The following is an 18,150-nucleotide window of genomic DNA, read 5'->3' as shown; positions in this document are numbered from 1 at the left end:
GGAGAGAGATGTAAATGAAAAGGCTTTTGGTAACTTTTGCTTTACTATTCATTCTTTTACTTGCGGCATGTGGTGGTTCCGGCGACGGGGATTCCAATGAAATAACTGTTGGTGCAAACAGTACCCCGCATGCAATCATTCTGGAAGAAGCTAAACCAATACTGGAGGAACAGGGCATTACATTAAACATTGAAGAATATCAGGATTATGTCTTGCCGAATGATGATCTTGAGAACGGCGAAATTGATGCAAACTATTTCCAGCATATTCCTTATTTAGAGGGACAAATCGAGGAAATTGGGTATGACTTTACACATATCGGTGGTATTCACATCGAACCAATGGGGATTTACTCCAAGGATTTCAACAGTCTTGATGAGATCCCGGACGGTACTGAGGTGCTGATGAGCCGTTCTGTTGCCGATCATGGCCGTATTCTGTCACTCCTGGAACGCGAAGGCCTGATCAAATTGGATGAGAATGTTGACAAAGTGGACGCAACACCGGATGATATCGTGGAAAACCCGAAAAACTTAACGTTCTCATATGATTATGATGCAGCTTATCTGCCTGAGTTATATGAAACAGAAGAAAACACACTCGTTGCCATCAAACACCGACTATGCCATTGGAGCAGATTTGAATCCAATGGAGATGGCACTCATCCTCGAAGATGAGGAATCACAATATCACAATGTTGTGGCAGTAAACGAAGGCGATGAGGACAACGAAGCATTGAATACGCTGGTAGATGTCCTGCATTCTGATGAGATACAGGACTTTATGATAGAAGAATTTGATGGTGCTATTGTTCCTGTAGATGGTGCACCAGAGTGATTCACGTGGGGATGGATTTTAAGGAATCGATAGCATTTGGCAGTAATTTGCCCTATGTTTAAATGAAAACCTGGTGAGTGCGTCTTAGCTTTTTTCACATGATACGTTTCGATTTAAAGCGGCTATATGCATTTTGTTTTGGACATTGATGATATGATATCCTTGTTATCGTAATCAAACGAAAGGATGGTTCACTATTCATAGTGGAATAAAAATGCATTATACTCCGGAAATGGAGAAAGCCATGCAGCAATCGCACAAAATGGGTTATGTGGAATATGAAAGAAAACTGGATAACCGCAATAGCCGTGGAAAAACGACGCGAGCATGAATATGAAAAATGTAAACAAATGGTCGCAGATATCGGCAGACACATGAATACGTAATCGAAAAATCCGGTATCCCTTTTAAAAGGGTGCCGGATTTTTAATGGCAGGATGATTTTTGCCAGAAGGCGCTTGAAGGGGAGGTCACGCGCCCATAATTTAGTTTTTGCGCCCATGTTTCCATTCGCGGGCCCATAATTCAGTTTTCAAGCCCATATTTCCGATTACGGGCCCATAATTTAGTTTTTGCACCCATGTTTCCATTCACGGGCCCATAATTCAGTTTTCAAGCCCATATTTCCGATTACGGGCCCATAATTTGGTTTTTGCGCCCATGTTTCCATTCGCGGGCCCATAATTCAGTTTTCAAGCCCATATTTCCGATTACGGGCCCATAATTTGGTTTTTGCGCCCATGTTTCCATTCACGGGCCCATAATTCAGTTTTCAAGCCCATATTTCCGATTACACGCCCATAATTTAGTTTTTGCACCCATGTTTTCAATCGCGCGCCCATAATTCTATTTACCCGCCCATATACGTCGTCTCCAGCTCATATTCCCCATATAGCGGCGTTTAGCAATAAAACAGCCTTCCGTATACATAAAAATCTTTCCCAAAATACGATCTTTTTAAAGGGATTGTAATGGTTGGAATCGAATAAGTATATAATCGCAATCTTCAAGGAGGACTTAACATGAAATTATTAAGCTATAAAATAAAAGGGGCTCCCGGACCACTGCGGATGGGTTTTATGAAGGGCGATGAAATTACCGATCTCCAGGGAGCATGGCAGAAGATGCATCGTGCTAATGAGAATCAGGACTTGGCGGGTTCTGCAGATATACTTTTTCCATCAGACCCGACACAATTTTTTTCGGCCGGCCAGCACCTCATTGACCAGGCAAAAAACGTACAGGCTTATGCAGCAAATAAAGATGTGGAAGATATCAGCTTCAGCCGTGGTGACGTCTATCTTTCCACACCAGTTCCATCGCCTGAAAAAATCATCTGTGTCGGAAAGAATTATGCAGCTCATGCAGCCGAAATGCAGAGTGATGTTCCGGACTATCCGGTGCTGTTTGCCAAATTTGCCAATGCACTTGTCGGCCCTGAGCATAATATTAAAAAGCCGCGGTTCGTCCAAAAATTTGATTATGAAGCAGAGTTGACAGTCGTTATTGGAAAAGAGACATCGCATGTTAAACGGGACAAAGCGCTTGATGCGATTGCAGGCTATACAATCGGCAATGATATTTCAGCCCGTGACCTGCAAAAACGAACACCGCAATGGCTGCAGGGAAAAACGCTCGATCGCACGACACCTGTTGGCCCGTGGGTTGTGACCCCTGATGAAGTCGGTGATCCAAGTCATTTGTCCATACGCTCAACGGTGAATGGCGTGGTACGACAGGCGGCAACAACGAACCAACTCATCTTTGATATTCCTTTTCTGATTGAATTCATTTCAGGGCTCATCACATTGAAACCGGGCGACATCATTATGACAGGTACACCGGCTGGCGTCGGTATGGGGATGAAACCACCGCAGTATTTGAAAGATGGCGATATCGTAACTGCGGAGATCGACAATATCGGGCGGATTGAAAATAAAGTGGCACAATCAAAATTTGAATAATGAATTAACGATGAGTGCGAATCTATATAGTGATTTGTACTCTTTTTTATAGAAAAAAATTTATTATCGATAACATGTTGCATTAATATAAATTTTATTGCATAATAATACATAACATTTTATATCTATGTAAATGATGCGTTTTTGAAAAGGGAGGTACAGTATGCCTAAATTACAGCATTTCCGGAAAGTTCTTGTCATTGGATCGGGTCCTATCATCATTGGCCAGGCAGCTGAATTCGATTATTCCGGAACACAGGCTTGTCTGGCATTAAAAGAAGAAGGCATTGAAGTCATTCTCGTCAATAATAATCCGGCTACCATTATGACTGATCGTACGATTGCCGATCAGGTTTATTTAGAGCCATTGACGAAAGACTCCCTTTCCGCCATTATTCAAAAAGAACAGCCAGATGGGATATTACCGACACTTGGTGGACAGACAGGTCTGAATCTGGCGGTAACATTATATGAAGCAGGTGTATTGGCACAACATAATGTTGAACTGCTGGGAACCTCTTTAGATACCATCCAAAAAGGTGAAGATCGCGATATCTTTAAATCGACAATGAAATCAATCGGCGAACCTGTTCCTGAAAGTTTATCTGTCCGTACAACCGATGATGCGGTCCGATTTTCAGAGACAGCCGGTTTTCCGATTATCGTCAGACCGGCGTATACATTAGGCGGTGCCGGCGGTGGTGTTGCCGAAACCGAACAGGAGCTCATATCAGTTGTACGCCACGGTCTTGATGTCAGCCCCGTTGGTCAGGTGCTTGTTGAACAAAGCATTAAGGGGTGGAAAGAAATTGAATATGAAGTGATAAGGGATGCAAGCGATAACTGTATTATCGTCTGTGATATGGAGAATATTGATCCAGCCGGTATTCATACAGGTGACAGTATCGTCGTTGCACCTTCACAGACATTGACGGATCAACAGAAGCAAATGCTCCGCAGTGCTTCGTTTAGCGTCATTCGGGAACTCGGCGTCATTGGCGGATGCAATATTCAATTTGCGCTAAATCCGGATAGTGACGAATATGTCATCATTGAGGTTAATCCAAGGGTCAGCCGCTCAAGTGCACTTGCTTCAAAAGCGACCGGCTATCCGATTGCCAGGGTTGCTGCCAAGATCGCCATGGGCTGGGATCTCAATGAATTGCAAAATCCGATGACAGGAAAGACATATGCTGGTTTTGAACCGGTACTTGATTACATCGCAGTGAAAATACCGCGCTGGCCTTTCGATAAATTCAAAACAGCTGACAGAACACTTGGGACACAGATGAAGGCAACAGGGGAAGTGATGGCACTGGCAGGCAATTTACCGGCTGGGTTGAATAAAGCAATCCGGTCGCTTGATGCAGGGATCGATGGTTTTCCTTTTCTCACGGATTGGACGACGGAAACCATTGAACAAACACTTATAGACGCAACTGATGACCGGCTGTTTGTGACAGCTGAAGCGTTAAGAAGGGGATATTCGCTTGATCAGGTACACGAATTGACTGGTATCAATCACTTTTTTCTGAACGAAATAGCATCTGTAACTGATATGGAGAATGAATTGGCTAAGAAAGGCTGGGATGACATAAGCCGGGACGAAGTGAGAAGAGCAAAAGCTATTGGATTATCTGACAAGGTTCTGGCTTATCTTTTCAACGAGGATTTATCAGACGTGAAAAATCGGTCTCAGAAAATGGCACCTTCCTTTAAGTCAGTTGATACAAGCACGACAGAGGATTCGGTCGATTTAGGGTATTTTTACAGTACATGGCATGATGCGAATGAAGCATTACCGATGAAAGGGCAAAAAGTTGTCGTTTTAGGATCCGGCCCGATCAGGATTGGGCAAGGTGTTGAATTTGATTATTGTTCCGTTCAGGCGTCCGTTTCACTGCAGAATCAGGGGATCAAAGCCGTTGTCATAAACAATAATCCGGAAACAGTCAGTACCGATTATAATATGGCCGATCATCTTTATTTTGAGCCGCTGACAGCTGAAGACGTGTTGGCCATCGTTCATAATGAAAAGGCTGACGGGGTGATGGTTCAATTCGGGGGTCAGACAGCGATTAATCTGGCAGAAGAATTGAGTCAGGCCGGTGTTCATGTGTACGGTACGCCACTATCGGCAATCAATGCTGCAGAGGATCGGGATGAATTTTACCAGCTGCTAAAGAGGCTTAACATTCCCCATATACCCGGGGAAACAGTGACAGGATTAAACGAGGCTGTCAAGACTGCGGATGCGATAGGTTATCCGGTTTTGGTACGCCCTTCTTACGTCATTGGCGGAAGCGGTATGGTCGTTTTGACGAATGAAGATGAACTGATAACATATCTTAACGCGATAAATGCGGATAATCCGGATACGAGCGTATTTCCAGTGTTAGTTGATCGGTTTATTCCGGGACATGAATTTGAGATTGACGCTGTCTGTGATGGCGAAGACGTGCTGATACCTGGTGTTTTTCAGCATATTGAACGGGCAGGTGTCCACTCAGGTGACAGTATCGCAGTTTTCCCGGCGCCGGAACTTTCCAAGTCGCAGAAGCAATTGATTGAAGCATATACAACATCTATCTCGGCAGCATTGAACTTAAAGGGAATGGTCAATATACAATTTGTGCTCAGTGAAGACAAAGAGCAATTGTATGTTCTGGAAGTTAATCCGCGTGCATCAAGGACTGTCCCGATAGCAAGCAAGGTGACCGGCATTCAGCTCATTGATCTCGCTGTACAGGTACAAACGGGCAAACCGCTGAACGAACAGCCGTGGAAACTTGGCTTGCATGATGACCTTCCTTATTATGCTGTCAAAATGCCGGTCTTTTCATCTGATAAATTGGCCGGTGTGGATCCGTATTTAGGACCGGAAATGCAATCGACCGGTGAGGCGATCGGGATAGGAACATCGATGGAAGAGGCGTTGGCAAAAGCAGTTGGCTGGACGGAAAACAGTCTGTTGGCTAAACAAACGGAAAAACCGATTTATTTATCACTTGGTGCATCAGCTGCTCGTCTGCCGCAGAAACTCTTGTCACTGCTTTCAGATATGACGGATACATTAGCTGCCGATCAGGAAACGGCTGATGCACTCAGCAATCGGGGTGTTTCGGTTAAGCAGGTAATCAGTCTTGCAGAGGCCCGGACGATTTGTGCAGAAAATGGTTTCCAGCTCGTTTGTGATACGCAGAAGTCGTTTAGAGAGGATGCTCATGCCTCACTCAGGACGGAGGCGCTTTCGGTTGGCACGCCATGCTTGACATCAGCTGAGACGTTGCTCGCTTACGTGCATGCGTCGGTTCAACCTCAAGGAAAACCTGTTTCAATCAATGATTATTTGGATATCAGCTATGGTTTGAATAAGACGAAAGAGCAGGTGGTGTGAATGCAGACAAAAATTGAACCTATCCATGTTGCACACCAGTTAAAAGGCCGTGATTTTTTAAAACTTGCTGATTATAGTAAAGATGAATTGGCCTATTTGCTTCAGCTGGCTGATAAGATGAAAAAGCGCTATAAATCAGGATCACAGAATCAGCCATTGAAAGGAAAAACACTCGGCATGCTGTTTGAAAAGTCATCGACAAGAACGCGTGTATCCTTTGAAGCCGGCATCTCCCAACTGGGCGGTACAGGTATTTTCCTGAATGCCGATCAGATGCAATTGGGCCGGGGCGAAACGGTCGCCGATACAGCTAAAGTGATGTCCGGGTACGTTGATGGGATGATGATTCGTACATTTTCACAGGATATGGTGGGGGAATTTGCTGAAAATGCCTCCATCCCGGTCATTAATGGGTTAACAGATATGTATCACCCATGTCAGGTTCTTGCTGATTTCCAGACAATCCAGGAAATAAAAGGCGGACTTAAAGGTGTGAAACTTGCTTATTTCGGTGATGGCAATAATATGACACACTCCTTGATGATTGGAGCGGCTATGTCTGGTATGGATATCAGCATCGCCGCACCTGAGGATTATCAGCCTGAGAGTTCTGTTATTCAGGAAGCTTTATCAATCGCCGGAAATTCCGGAAGCCAAGTGGAAGTCAGCTCAAGTCCGGAAACCGCTGCACAAAACGCAGATGTCATTTACACCGATGTGTGGGCGAGTATGGGGCAGGAAAAAGAGCAGTCTGTCCGTGAACAAACGTTTTCCGGCTTCCAAGTGAACGCTGAACTTTTCGCCTTGGCAAATCACGATGCCATTTTCATGCATTGCTTGCCGGCACACCGCGGTGAAGAAGTGACCTCGGATATTATGGATGGCAAACAATCGGTCGTGTTTCAACAAGCGGAAAACAGGCTGCATGCTCAGAAGGCATTGATGACAGCATTAATGAGCTGATTTTATCGGCTGACGTGACGATATATTATTTAAGGAGAGGATATCATGGGTAAGGAAAAAATCGTATTAGCATATTCAGGAGGGCTTGATACATCTGTTGCTGTTAAGTGGCTCCAGGATCAATATAATTATGATGTCATTGCGGTGGCTATCGATGTTGGGGAAGGAAAAGATCTGGAATTTGTCAAACAGAAAGCACTCGATGTAGGTGCTATGAAGTCCTATGTGGTTGATGCAAAATCATTGTTTGCCAATGAATACGTTCTGCCGGCTTTACAGGCCAACCTGCTATACGAAGGAAAATATCCGCTGATTTCAGCGCTTTCCAGACCACTTATCGCCAAACTGCTCGTTGATATAGCTGAGAAAGAAGGTGCTTCTGCGGTTGCACATGGGTGTACAGGAAAAGGCAATGATCAGGTCCGGTTTGATGTAGCTTTTGCCGGACTGAATCCGAACCTCGATGTTGTGGCACCTGTACGGGAATGGTCAATGTCCAGAGATGAAGAAATTGCGTTTGCACAGCAGCATGACATCTCGATTCCGATAAATGTGGATAGCCCATACAGCATTGACGAAAATCTATGGGGACGCAGCAACGAATGCGGGATTTTGGAAGATCCGTGGGCAGAACCGCCGAAAGATGCCTATGATTTAACCGTTGATCCACTTGATGCCCCCGATGAGCCGGAAGTTGTTGAAATCGCCTTTGAACAAGGAAAACCTGTTTCACTGAATGGACAGGAACTTGCATTGGATGAATTGATTTTAAAGCTGAATGAACTGGCAGGCAAGCATGGCGTCGGGCGGATTGATCATGTCGAGAACCGCCTGGTTGGTATTAAATCAAGGGAAATCTATGAAGCACCGGCAGCATCTGTCCTGCTTGCAGCCCACAAGGAATTGGAGTCACTGACATTGACACGTGAGACCTCACGTTTTAAACCAACTGTCGAGCAACAATTTGCCCAAATGGTTTATGATGGCCTATGGTATTCACCTTTAACCAATGCGCTCAAAGCATTTATTCACGAAACACAGCAATATGTATCCGGTACGGTCAAAATGAAATTGTTTAAAGGCCATGCCCAGACAATCGGACGCGAGTCAGCGCAATCCCTCTATGATTTTAACCTGGCAACATATAACGCTGATGATGCATTTGATCATGAAGCGGCCAAAGGATTTATTAAACTTTGGGGACTGCCGACAAAAGTGCATTCGTCCGTGAATAACACAGGTGAAATGACAGAGACAGAGAGTAAATTGACTATCTCAGTGAAGGAAGCTTTGAACCAATGAAACTATGGGGCGGGCGATTTACAAAATCAACGAATCAATTGGTGGATGACTACACAGCATCAATCCATTTTGATAAAAAACTGGCAAAATATGATATCCAGGGCAGTCTGGCACATGTCAAAATGCTTAAAAAATGCGCTATCATATCAGCTGACGATGCTGATATGATTACGGATGGGCTGCATTCTGTTGCTGCTAAAATCGATAGCGGTGAAGCCGTACTGCATGCGGAACATGAAGATATTCATATGAATGTTGAAAAACTGCTGACCGATGAAATTGGCTCAGCTGGTGGCAAGCTGCATACCGGCAGAAGCCGTAATGATCAGGTGGCACTGGATATGCGATTATATTTGCGCGACACTATTTTGGAAATGGTCCAATTATTGAAAGATGTTCAAGCGTCGCTTTATACGCAAGCTGAAGCCAATCAGGATACGGTGCTGCCTGGGTATACGCATCTGCAGCGTGCCCAGCCAGTTTCATTCGCCCATCATTTACTGGCATATATATTTATGTTTCAGCGGGATGTGGAACGGCTGACGGATAGCTGGAAGCGGGTCAATCAAATGCCGCTCGGTGCCGGTGCACTCGCTGGCACGACTTTCCCGATCGACCGGGAATTTGTTGCTGGGGAGCTGCATTTTGATGGTTTATGTGAAAACAGTCTGGATGCTGTCAGTGATCGGGATTTTGTTGTGGAATTTTTATCAGATGCTTCGATCATTGCCATGCATTTATCCAGGCTATGTGAAGAAATGGTGCAGTGGTCGAGTGTCGAGTTTAATTTCATTGAGCTTGATGATGCTTTCTCAACGGGGAGCAGTATGATGCCTCAAAAGAAAAACCCGGATGTGGCAGAACTTGTACGAGGAAAGACCGGGCGCGTTTACGGTCATCTGACTGGCATGCTCACCATGTTAAAGGGGCTGCCACTGGCCTACAATAAAGATATGCAAGAGGATAAAGAAGGCATGTTTGATACAGCCGAGACATTGCGCGGTGCCCTTGGGCTGCTTGCTCCTATGATTGAAACGATGCACGTTAAAAAAGAATCGATGTATCAGGCAGTCAGGCAGGATTATTCCAACGCCACTGATTTAGCGGACTATCTGACCGATAAGGGAATGACATTCAGGGAATCCCATGAGGCAGTCGGCAATATTGTGCTGCACTGCATTAACGAAAATAAATACTTACTGGATTTGTCCCTTGAGGAATTCCAGACATTTTCCAAATTGATCGAAGCCGATATTTTCAAAGCCTTGAGTCCCGAGGCAGTCGTGGATGCACGCAAAGCATACGGCGGGACGGGTAAAGAAAGCGTTAAACAGCAACTGGAAAAAGCAGAGGGACTGCTGAAAGAGAATCAGGATTGGTACGAAATGAAATTCAAGTATCTATAATCATATAAATGATCCCGGGAATAAACGTATAGAATCAAAAGAAAAGTCCGAACAACGATTCAAAATTCAGATGATTTTCGAATCGGTTCGGATTTTTTATGCAGTTATGCGTTTTTACTAAAATCAGTGCAGGAAATTGAGTTATATAAGTTGGTTGACCAGCATAATAAACGTTATCATAAGAAAAGGGTTATTAAACACTGTTTAGTAAGAATCTCTATCGAAAAGCCACCTGAGAGTTGATAATACTTTCGAAATGATTTAAGATGATAATGAGAATAGATTGAGAATGGATGTCTACATATCCATTTCAACAATAGCATAATAACAGTAACTGGAGGTATCGATATGGCAGGCTCAACACTAGAGATTAAAAATCTTCATGTTGAAATTGAAGGTAACGAGATATTAAAAGGTGTCGACCTTACGATAAATGGTGGTGAATTCCACGCTGTAATGGGACCTAACGGAACAGGTAAATCAACGCTTGCTTCCGCTATCATGGGTCACCCAAGCTTTGAAATCACAGAAGGCAGTGTCCACTTGGATGGGCAGGACGTTCTGGAAATGGAAGTTGATGAACGGGCTCGTGCCGGACTTTTCCTCGCTATGCAATATCCAAGCGAAATCAGTGGCGTGACCACGTCAGATTTCCTGCGTTCATCCATTAATGCGCGCCGTGAGGAAGGCGATGAAATTTCCCTGATGAAATTCATTAAAGAGATGGATGGCGTACTGGATGAGCTTGAAATCGATAAGAACATGGCACAGCGCTACCTGAATGAAGGTTTCTCAGGCGGTGAGAAGAAACGGAATGAGATCCTGCAGTTAATGCTCCTCAAGCCGGAAATTGCCATTCTTGACGAAATTGACTCCGGTCTGGATATTGACGCTTTAAAAGTAGTTGCTAAAGGCATTAATAAAATGCGTGATGAGCAATTCGGCTGCCTGATTATTACACACTATCAGCGCTTGCTTAACTACATTACACCTGACAAAGTACACGTTATGATGCAAGGCCGTGTTGTAAAATCCGGTGGTCCGGAACTTGCACAGCGTCTGGAATCTGAAGGTTATGACTGGATTAAACAAGAGCTTGGCCTTGAAGATGAAAACGTCGAGCAAGAAGTCTAAAAGCTAGGAGGGGTAAAATGACTGTCGAAACAAAATTGCCTTACGATCAAGATTATATTAACCAGTTTTCACAAGATAACAACGAACCGGACTGGATGCGGGATTTACGCCTTCAAGCTTTAGAGCAAGCGGATTCGCTGGAAATGCCACAGCCTGACAAGACGAACATCACTAAATGGAATTTCAGCAATTTCAAACATGATGCAGCTAAAGGCGAAAAGATAGCATCTCTGGATCAGTTACCTGAAGATATACAGGATTTTCTTGATCAGGAGAATAAACAGGAAAATCTTTTAATACAACGTAACCACACCGTTGCTTATGCATCGTTGAGTAAAGACCTTGAAGAAAAAGGTGTTATTTTCACAGATATCTTCACAGCTATCAGCGAGCATGAAGATTTGGTTAAACGCTATTACATGAAAGACGCCGTATCAGTTGATGAGCACCGGCTCACTGCACTGCATGCAGCACTAATGAATGGCGGGGCATTTGTATATGTTCAAAATGTCCAGTTGGAAGAGCCGCTGCAGGTGATATTCTGGCAGGAAGATCCCGAAGCTGCCATGTTTAATCATGTGCTGGTCGTAGCGGATGATAATAGTTCATTGACATATGTTGAGAATTATTTCTCCCAAAATCATGAACAGGAAACAGTTGCCAATATCGTCACAGAAGTCATTGCCAACAATAATGCTCAAATTTCCTTTGGCGGCGTAGATAATTTTGCGGAAGGAACAACCACCTATATCAACCGCCGTGGCGTTGCGTATCGTGATGCACGAATTGAATGGGCATTAGGGCAGATGAATGATGGCAATACAGTTTCTGAAAATGTGACCCATCTGATTGATGAAAATGCCGTTTCCAATGCCAAAACAGTTTCGGTTGGCCGTGGAAAACAGTCGCAAAACTTCACATCACAGATCACGCATTTTGGCAAATTTACGGAAGGGCATATTCTGCAGCATGGTGTCATGCGGGATAAAGCAAGATCAATCTTTAATGGTATCGGTAAAATTGAGCATGGCGGATCAGGATCGAATGCAGAGCAGGAATCACGTGTCCTGATGCTGAGTAAAGACGCCCGCGGTGATGCCAACCCGATTCTTTTGATTGATGAAGATGATGTGGAAGCAGGGCATGCTGCATCTGTCGGTCGCGTTGATCCGCTTCAGTTGTATTATCTGATGAGCCGCGGCATTACCCAACAAGAAGCTGAACGTCTGGTTATCCATGGTTTCCTTGAACCGGTAGTGGGTCAGTTGCCGATTGAATCCGTCAAAGCTCAGTTAAGGCAGGTTATTGAAAGGAAGGTATACTGATGGATGTAGGTGCCATAAGGGAACAATTTCCGATTTTACATCAGGAAGTGAATGGACATCCTCTGGTATATTTGGATTCATCTGCTACATCGCAAAAACCGCGTCAAGTGATTGAAGCCGTTGATGCCTTCTACAAGGAGAATAACTCGAATGTGCATCGCGGTGTGCACACATTGGGTTCCAGGGCAACTGATCAGTATGAAGGTGCCCGGGAGAAGGTTCGTAAATTCCTCAATGCAAAAAGCACGGCTGAAGTTATTTTTACGCGCGGCACAACAACATCAATTAATACGGTTGCATATAGTTATGCGCGTGCCAACCTGAATGCAGGGGATGAAATTGTGATTACACCAATGGAACATCACAGCAACCTCATTCCTTGGCAGCAGGCGGCTAAAGCGACAGGGGCAACGTTGAAATATGTATCACTTCAGAATGATGGTACGGTTTCATTGAGAGACGTGCGTGAAACGGTAACCGAAAACACGAAAATAGTTGCCATGTCTCACGTTTCGAATGTTCTCGGGACCATTAATCCGATTAAGGAAATTACCGAAATAGCACACCAAAATGGCGCTGTGATGGTTGTTGATGGCGCACAGGGAGCACCGCACATGAAGGTTGATGTTCAGGAACTTGATTGTGACTTTTACGCATTTTCCGGCCATAAAATGTGTGCGCCGACCGGTATTGGAGTATTGTATGGTAAACAGGAATTGCTTGAGGATATGGAACCGGTAGAATTTGGCGGCGAAATGATTGACTTTGTTGACCTTTATGATTCAACATGGAAGGAACTCCCTTGGAAATTTGAAGGGGGAACGCCAATTATTGCCGGAGCTGTTGGACTTGGTGCAGCTATTGATTTTCTAAATGAGGTTGGCTTGGATAATATAGCAGAACACGAACAGAAATTAGCCGACTATACAATGGAAAAAATGCGTACAATAGATGGTATAAGCATTTATGGTCCGGAAAAACGTGCCGCATTGGTTACCTTCAATCTGGATGATGTACACCCTCATGATGCAGCAACAGTGCTTGATGCAGAAGGGATAGCAGTCCGCGCCGGTCATCACTGTGCACAGCCATTAATGAAATGGCTTGATGTAAGTGCCACAGCACGGGCAAGTTTCTATCTGTACAATACAGAAGAAGATGCTGACCGATTAGTCGATGGACTTTTGAAAACGAAGGAGTATTTTGGCGATGTCTTTTAACAACCTTGATACACTGTACAGACAGGTCATTATGGATCATTATAAAAATCCGAGAAATAAGGGTTCTGTTGAAGGCGACGCGCTTACAGTTGACATGAACAATCCGACATGCGGTGACCGGATCCAGCTTCAATTACAGGTGGAAGACGGCGTTGTTCAAAATGCTAAATTCACCGGTGAAGGTTGCTCCATCAGTATGTCGTCCGCATCGATGATGACCCAGGCAATCAAAGGGAAAAAACTTGATGACGCATTAAACATGTCGAAAGCTTTCTCTGATATGATGCTTGGTGAGGATGTGGATACAGAAAGTTTGGATATGGGAGATATCGAAGCATTGCAGGGAGTCTCCCAGTTTCCGGCGCGAATTAAATGTGCAACCCTTGCTTGGAAGGCAATGGAAAAAGGTGTTCAGGAATAGCAGACAGTCATTTGGAACAAAAGTGAATGATAAAAGAACACTTTAAAGGAGGTATTTTCATGGCAAAACAAGTGCCTGAAATGGAAGATTACAAATATGGCTTTCATGACAAAGACGTTTCGATTTTTCGTTCCGGTAGAGGGTTGACACGTGAGGTAGTCGAAGAGATTTCAAAAATGAAAGAAGAGCCTCAATGGATGCTCGATTATCGTCTGAAAGCTTTGGAGCAATTTTATAAAAAACCAATGCCGCAATGGGGCGGTGACTTGTCAGAGCTTGATTTTGACGAGATTGTCTATTATGTAAAACCATCAGAAAGAACTGAGAAATCATGGGATGAAGTTCCTGATGAAATTAAACAGACATTCGATAAATTGGGAATCCCTGAAGCCGAGCAAAAATATTTGGCTGGTGTATCCGCACAGTATGAGTCCGAAGTTGTTTATCACAACCTGAAAGAAGACCTTGAAGAACTGGGTATTATTTTCAAAGACACGGATTCAGCACTTCAGGAAAATGAAGAACTGTTCAGAAAGTATTTCGGTAAAGTTATTCCGCCATCTGATAATAAATTTGCAGCATTGAACTCAGCTGTTTGGTCCGGCGGCTCATTCATCTATGTTCCTAAAGGTGTCGAGGCGAAAACACCGCTTCAGGCATACTTCCGGATTAATTCGGAAAACATGGGCCAATTTGAGCGTACCCTGATCATCGCGGATGAAGGTTCATCCGTTCACTATGTGGAAGGTTGTACAGCACCGGTTTATACAACCAACTCCCTGCACAGTGCGGTTGTTGAAATCTTTGTTCACAAAGATGCCTATTGCCGCTATACAACCATCCAAAACTGGGCCAATAATGTGTATAACCTGGTTACAAAACGCGCTACAGCTGGTGCGAATGCTACAATGGAATGGATTGACGGCAACCTCGGTTCAAAACTGACGATGAAATATCCGTCCATCCTTCTAAGAGGCGAAGGTGCACGCGGTAACACACTGTCCATTGCACTTGCAGGTAAAGGACAGCATCAGGACGCTGGTGCCAAAATGTATCATCTTGCGCCAAATACGTCGTCCACTATCGTGTCCAAATCAATTTCCAAACAAGGCGGCAAAGTGACTTACCGCGGTGTTGTTGATTTCGGGCGCAAAGCAACCGGTGCCCGTTCGAATATTGAATGTGACACGTTAATCATGGATAATGAATCAACATCTGATACGATTCCATATAATGAAATTAACAATGACAACATTTCATTGGAGCACGAAGCCAAAGTTTCCAAAGTTTCCGAAGAACAGCTCTTCTACCTGATGAGCAGAGGCCTTGGTGAAGAAGAAGCAACGGAAATGATCGTGATGGGCTTCATTGAGCCATTTACGAAAGAACTGCCAATGGAATACGCAGTGGAAATGAACCGGCTGATCAAGATGGAAATGGAAGGTTCAATCGGTTAAATTAATAAAACCCTGTCATATCAATAGATATGGCAGGGTTTTTATGTGGTTCAATTAATCGTGTCTTGTTTTATTAACTCGCGAATTTGCGATAATCTTTGTATTTCTGGTTTCGATATTAGGAACCCTCATTTTTTCTTCTCCTTCCTAACCAAATGACTGTACCAAAAAGCGAACTTCCCATTACAATTAAAGTTATCCGGAAATATGGCGGGTAATAGACAAATTCAACAGTTTGGTCGCCGGCTTCAATGGACGTTCCCAAGAAAGCATAGTTTACCTGTTCGATGTCTTTCCGCTCACCATCGACCTTGACCTGCCATCCTTTTTCGTAGGGCACGGGTACTGCCATATAGCCATCATGCGCCGCCTGCAGATTGTTAATGATTATATGATTTCCATCCACTGTAACGTCCGGATGTTCTTCTGACCTTTGTTTCGCATTTTCAAGTGTCTGGTAATCTTCGCTGTATACTTCGATATCTCTGAGTGTATAACTTCCCTCAGGTACCCGAATGGAAATGGTATGATCTTCAGGAGCCGGAACACGGATGGTTATTTGATTAACCGTTGTTTTATAAATGGATTCGCGGGATTTTCGTGTCGTTCGGAAATCATTCACATGCAATGCAAATCCCGGTGCTTCCTTGATGTTATGTCTTAAATAAAACGATACATAATAATCTTCTGTATCCGTTTCCTGTGCTTCCTCAGGGATTGTAATATCCAGCCCGCCTGTTTCCTCACTGATCTTCAACTGGTTTCTGTCGTAAGTCCCGCCAATAGGCTTGATGTCTGCTTGATCGATCAGGTTTTCTTTATTGGGAACTTCCTCTGCCGTTGACGCAGCATTTTTAACGACGAGCCCTTCCAGCATGGCCTGCTCGCGTTCAAGTGCGGATTGCTGCGTGAGTGATGCTTCGCTGTATATATCATCCGACAACTGTACAAAGGGAAGGGTGTTGGTGTTTCTGTAAACCACATAATGCTCGCTTTCCTTGTAAGGTTCGAAGCCATAAGGGACATTTGTTTCCTCTCCCTTTTCATACATGACATACTCCCCGCGCAAAAGGCTGTATAGATTCGCCCGGTCACCGAAACCGGAGTAGCGGCTGACACTTTCCCGTTTCATATCAATTTCAAGATCAAAATAATACAATCCCAACAGATGCCCATTCAGAATGCTGGAATAGACACTTGTCCCTGGAAATCCCTGTATGATCGGGGTGTTATTTCTTCCATCTGTTTTCCAGCTTAACCGGGACAGCGGCGCAGGATCGGAACGCATGACGTCATCAATTAACGCTTGTTGTTCTTTGGAATAATAATTATCACTTAAAATATAGTCCTTTGTTGTTGTATGAACGTTCCCATTCGTATAAAGCTTTTCGTATTGGAATTGATTCATGAGTACTGTTTGCGAAAGGATGACTGTGGCAAGCAATCCATACCAGGCTCTTTTTCCATTTGCAGTATATAGGGCAAACAATAGGACAAGCACTGCAAGAATGATAAAGGAAGCGGATGACAGACGCGTCACTTCAAATGTAGAATCTGCGGCATAAAACACAGCATATACCAATATCATCCAGATTCCCGCTTGGATCATATCTTTAAGTTTGATCTGTTTCAGTAATGGCAGTCCGGCAGCAACTGCTCCCCCAATCGTAAAGCAAGCCAGGTATTCGTAACGGTGCTGTGGCGCGGAAAAACCGTTAAAAAAACTGGCCGCCCACGGAATGTAATGCAGTGCAATTAAAAATACACTTAATGCAGTAAAAAAGCGAAACAGCGGTTTTTTATATAATGGGAGACATCCAATCATAAATACAAATATGGCGGGCAGAATTAATAAATAACTGTCATACAGAATATTGCTTGTCGCCTCAACCAGCGGGATTTCCTGATCATAACCCGGACGTGCATTATTGAAAAAACCCCATACAGCAGGTATAAAACCAACAGAGCCGATGCCGAAACCAAGCAGTACAGAGATACTGTAGTATTTTAGCTGGGTGCGTTTTGCCGCTTCATTTTTAACCAGGGGGAATAACCATCTTGCCAGAATGTACAGACCAGTAAAGACCCCGTTAATATAAGTAAAGTAAAAATTGTCAAAGAAGGAAATCGCTGTTGCGGCAATAAGCCAGCCCGGTTTTTTCTCCCTGATAATTTTTTCCGCACCAAGAATTAACAGCGGCAGCCATAAAAAACCATCTGCAAAGAACTCCCAATAGGTGACATGGCGGAAATACATGGCTGATGCACCATAAAGAATAGCACCAATGAATGCGGGTATCCTGTCCATGTTCAGATAACGGAATACATATGTGGTGATGCCAATAATGATGCTCAGTCTCACGACACTGATAAACACGGTTGCCTGTGCCCAAAACATTATATCAGGCTCACCGATGATTGATAGTAGTTCAAGAACATAAACAACGCCGACAGTTAAAAAGAAAAAGGTATTGATACCATAATAATAGGCAAGCTGGCTGGTGATGCCGCCGCCCAGTCCAAACTCAAAAGCGTAAAACCAATTGCCATTTGTCAACTGTTCGTAAACCATCTGACGGAACGGAACCATTTGTGATAATCCGTCATTGGGGCCTGCCATATAGACCCCTTGTTTCCACTGATAAAGAAAGAAGGCATGTGCGATTATGGCAACCAATAGACTGGATCCGGCCAAAAGCCAGAATTGTTTCGTCTTTTTCATCG

At 44.0% G+C, this 18,150-nt stretch carries 11 protein-coding genes and 1 pseudogene; 11 read left to right on the top strand and 1 reads right to left on the bottom strand.

Going from position 1 to position 18,150, the window contains the following annotated elements; genetic code table 11:
* Positions 1–14: 14 nt before the first annotated feature.
* From Len3610_RS09660 to sufB, 11 genes and pseudogenes are all read left to right on the top strand, one after another.
* A pseudogene (locus Len3610_RS09660) lies at positions 15–837 on the top strand (MetQ/NlpA family ABC transporter substrate-binding protein).
* 1,022 nt (positions 838–1,859) lie between these two features.
* Positions 1,860–2,801 (top strand): fumarylacetoacetate hydrolase family protein, encoded by a 942-nt coding sequence (locus Len3610_RS09655; protein ID WP_176447764.1) that lies wholly within the window; start codon positions 1,860–1,862, stop codon positions 2,799–2,801.
* Between the two features lie 163 nt (positions 2,802–2,964).
* Positions 2,965–6,198, top strand: coding sequence for a carbamoyl-phosphate synthase (glutamine-hydrolyzing) large subunit (gene carB / locus Len3610_RS09650; protein WP_176447763.1), 3,234 nt, complete (start codon positions 2,965–2,967; stop codon positions 6,196–6,198).
* A complete protein-coding gene (gene argF, locus Len3610_RS09645) occupies positions 6,199–7,161 on the top strand; it encodes an ornithine carbamoyltransferase (protein ID WP_176447762.1) in 963 nt (320 codons plus the stop codon). It abuts the gene before it with no gap.
* A 45-nt stretch (positions 7,162–7,206) separates the two neighbouring features.
* Entirely contained in the window at positions 7,207–8,463 is a 1,257-nt protein-coding gene (locus tag Len3610_RS09640; protein WP_176447761.1) for an argininosuccinate synthase, read from the top strand.
* Positions 8,460–9,869, top strand: coding sequence for an argininosuccinate lyase (argH, locus tag Len3610_RS09635; RefSeq protein WP_176447760.1), 1,410 nt, complete (start codon positions 8,460–8,462; stop codon positions 9,867–9,869). The genes Len3610_RS09640 and argH overlap by 4 nt, the downstream gene beginning before the upstream one ends.
* A 348-nt stretch (positions 9,870–10,217) precedes the next feature.
* Positions 10,218–11,003 (top strand): Fe-S cluster assembly ATPase SufC, encoded by a 786-nt coding sequence (sufC, locus tag Len3610_RS09630; RefSeq protein ID WP_176447759.1) that lies wholly within the window; start codon positions 10,218–10,220, stop codon positions 11,001–11,003.
* A gap of 17 nt (positions 11,004–11,020) precedes the next feature.
* Positions 11,021–12,328 carry a Fe-S cluster assembly protein SufD gene (gene sufD / locus Len3610_RS09625; RefSeq protein WP_176447758.1) on the top strand — a complete coding sequence of 436 codons (1,308 nt, stop codon included), beginning with the start codon at positions 11,021–11,023 and terminating at the stop codon, positions 12,326–12,328.
* Positions 12,328–13,548: a cysteine desulfurase gene (locus Len3610_RS09620; RefSeq protein ID WP_176447757.1), complete on the top strand. Its 1,221-nt coding sequence runs from the start codon at positions 12,328–12,330 to the stop codon at positions 13,546–13,548. The genes sufD and Len3610_RS09620 overlap by 1 nt, the downstream gene beginning before the upstream one ends.
* Complete coding sequence (gene sufU, locus Len3610_RS09615) at positions 13,538–13,969, top strand: Fe-S cluster assembly sulfur transfer protein SufU (RefSeq protein WP_176447756.1); 432 nt, start codon at positions 13,538–13,540, stop codon at positions 13,967–13,969. The genes Len3610_RS09620 and sufU overlap by 11 nt, the downstream gene beginning before the upstream one ends.
* A gap of 59 nt (positions 13,970–14,028) precedes the next feature.
* Positions 14,029–15,426, top strand: a complete 1,398-nt coding sequence (gene sufB, locus Len3610_RS09610) for a Fe-S cluster assembly protein SufB (RefSeq protein WP_176447755.1) — start codon at positions 14,029–14,031, stop codon at positions 15,424–15,426.
* Between the two features lie 118 nt (positions 15,427–15,544).
* Here the strand turns inward: sufB and Len3610_RS09605 are convergent, their stop codons facing one another.
* Complete coding sequence (locus tag Len3610_RS09605; RefSeq protein WP_176447754.1) at positions 15,545–18,148, bottom strand: YfhO family protein; 2,604 nt, start codon at positions 18,146–18,148, stop codon at positions 15,545–15,547.
* Between the last annotated feature and the right edge of the window lie 2 nt (positions 18,149–18,150).

The organism is Lentibacillus sp. CBA3610, from assembly GCF_013373365.1.
Lineage (GTDB): Bacteria > Bacillota > Bacilli > Bacillales > Amphibacillaceae > Lentibacillus.
Note: the sequence above shows the minus strand (reverse complement) of the source record. Positions and strands in the feature narration are given on the sequence as shown.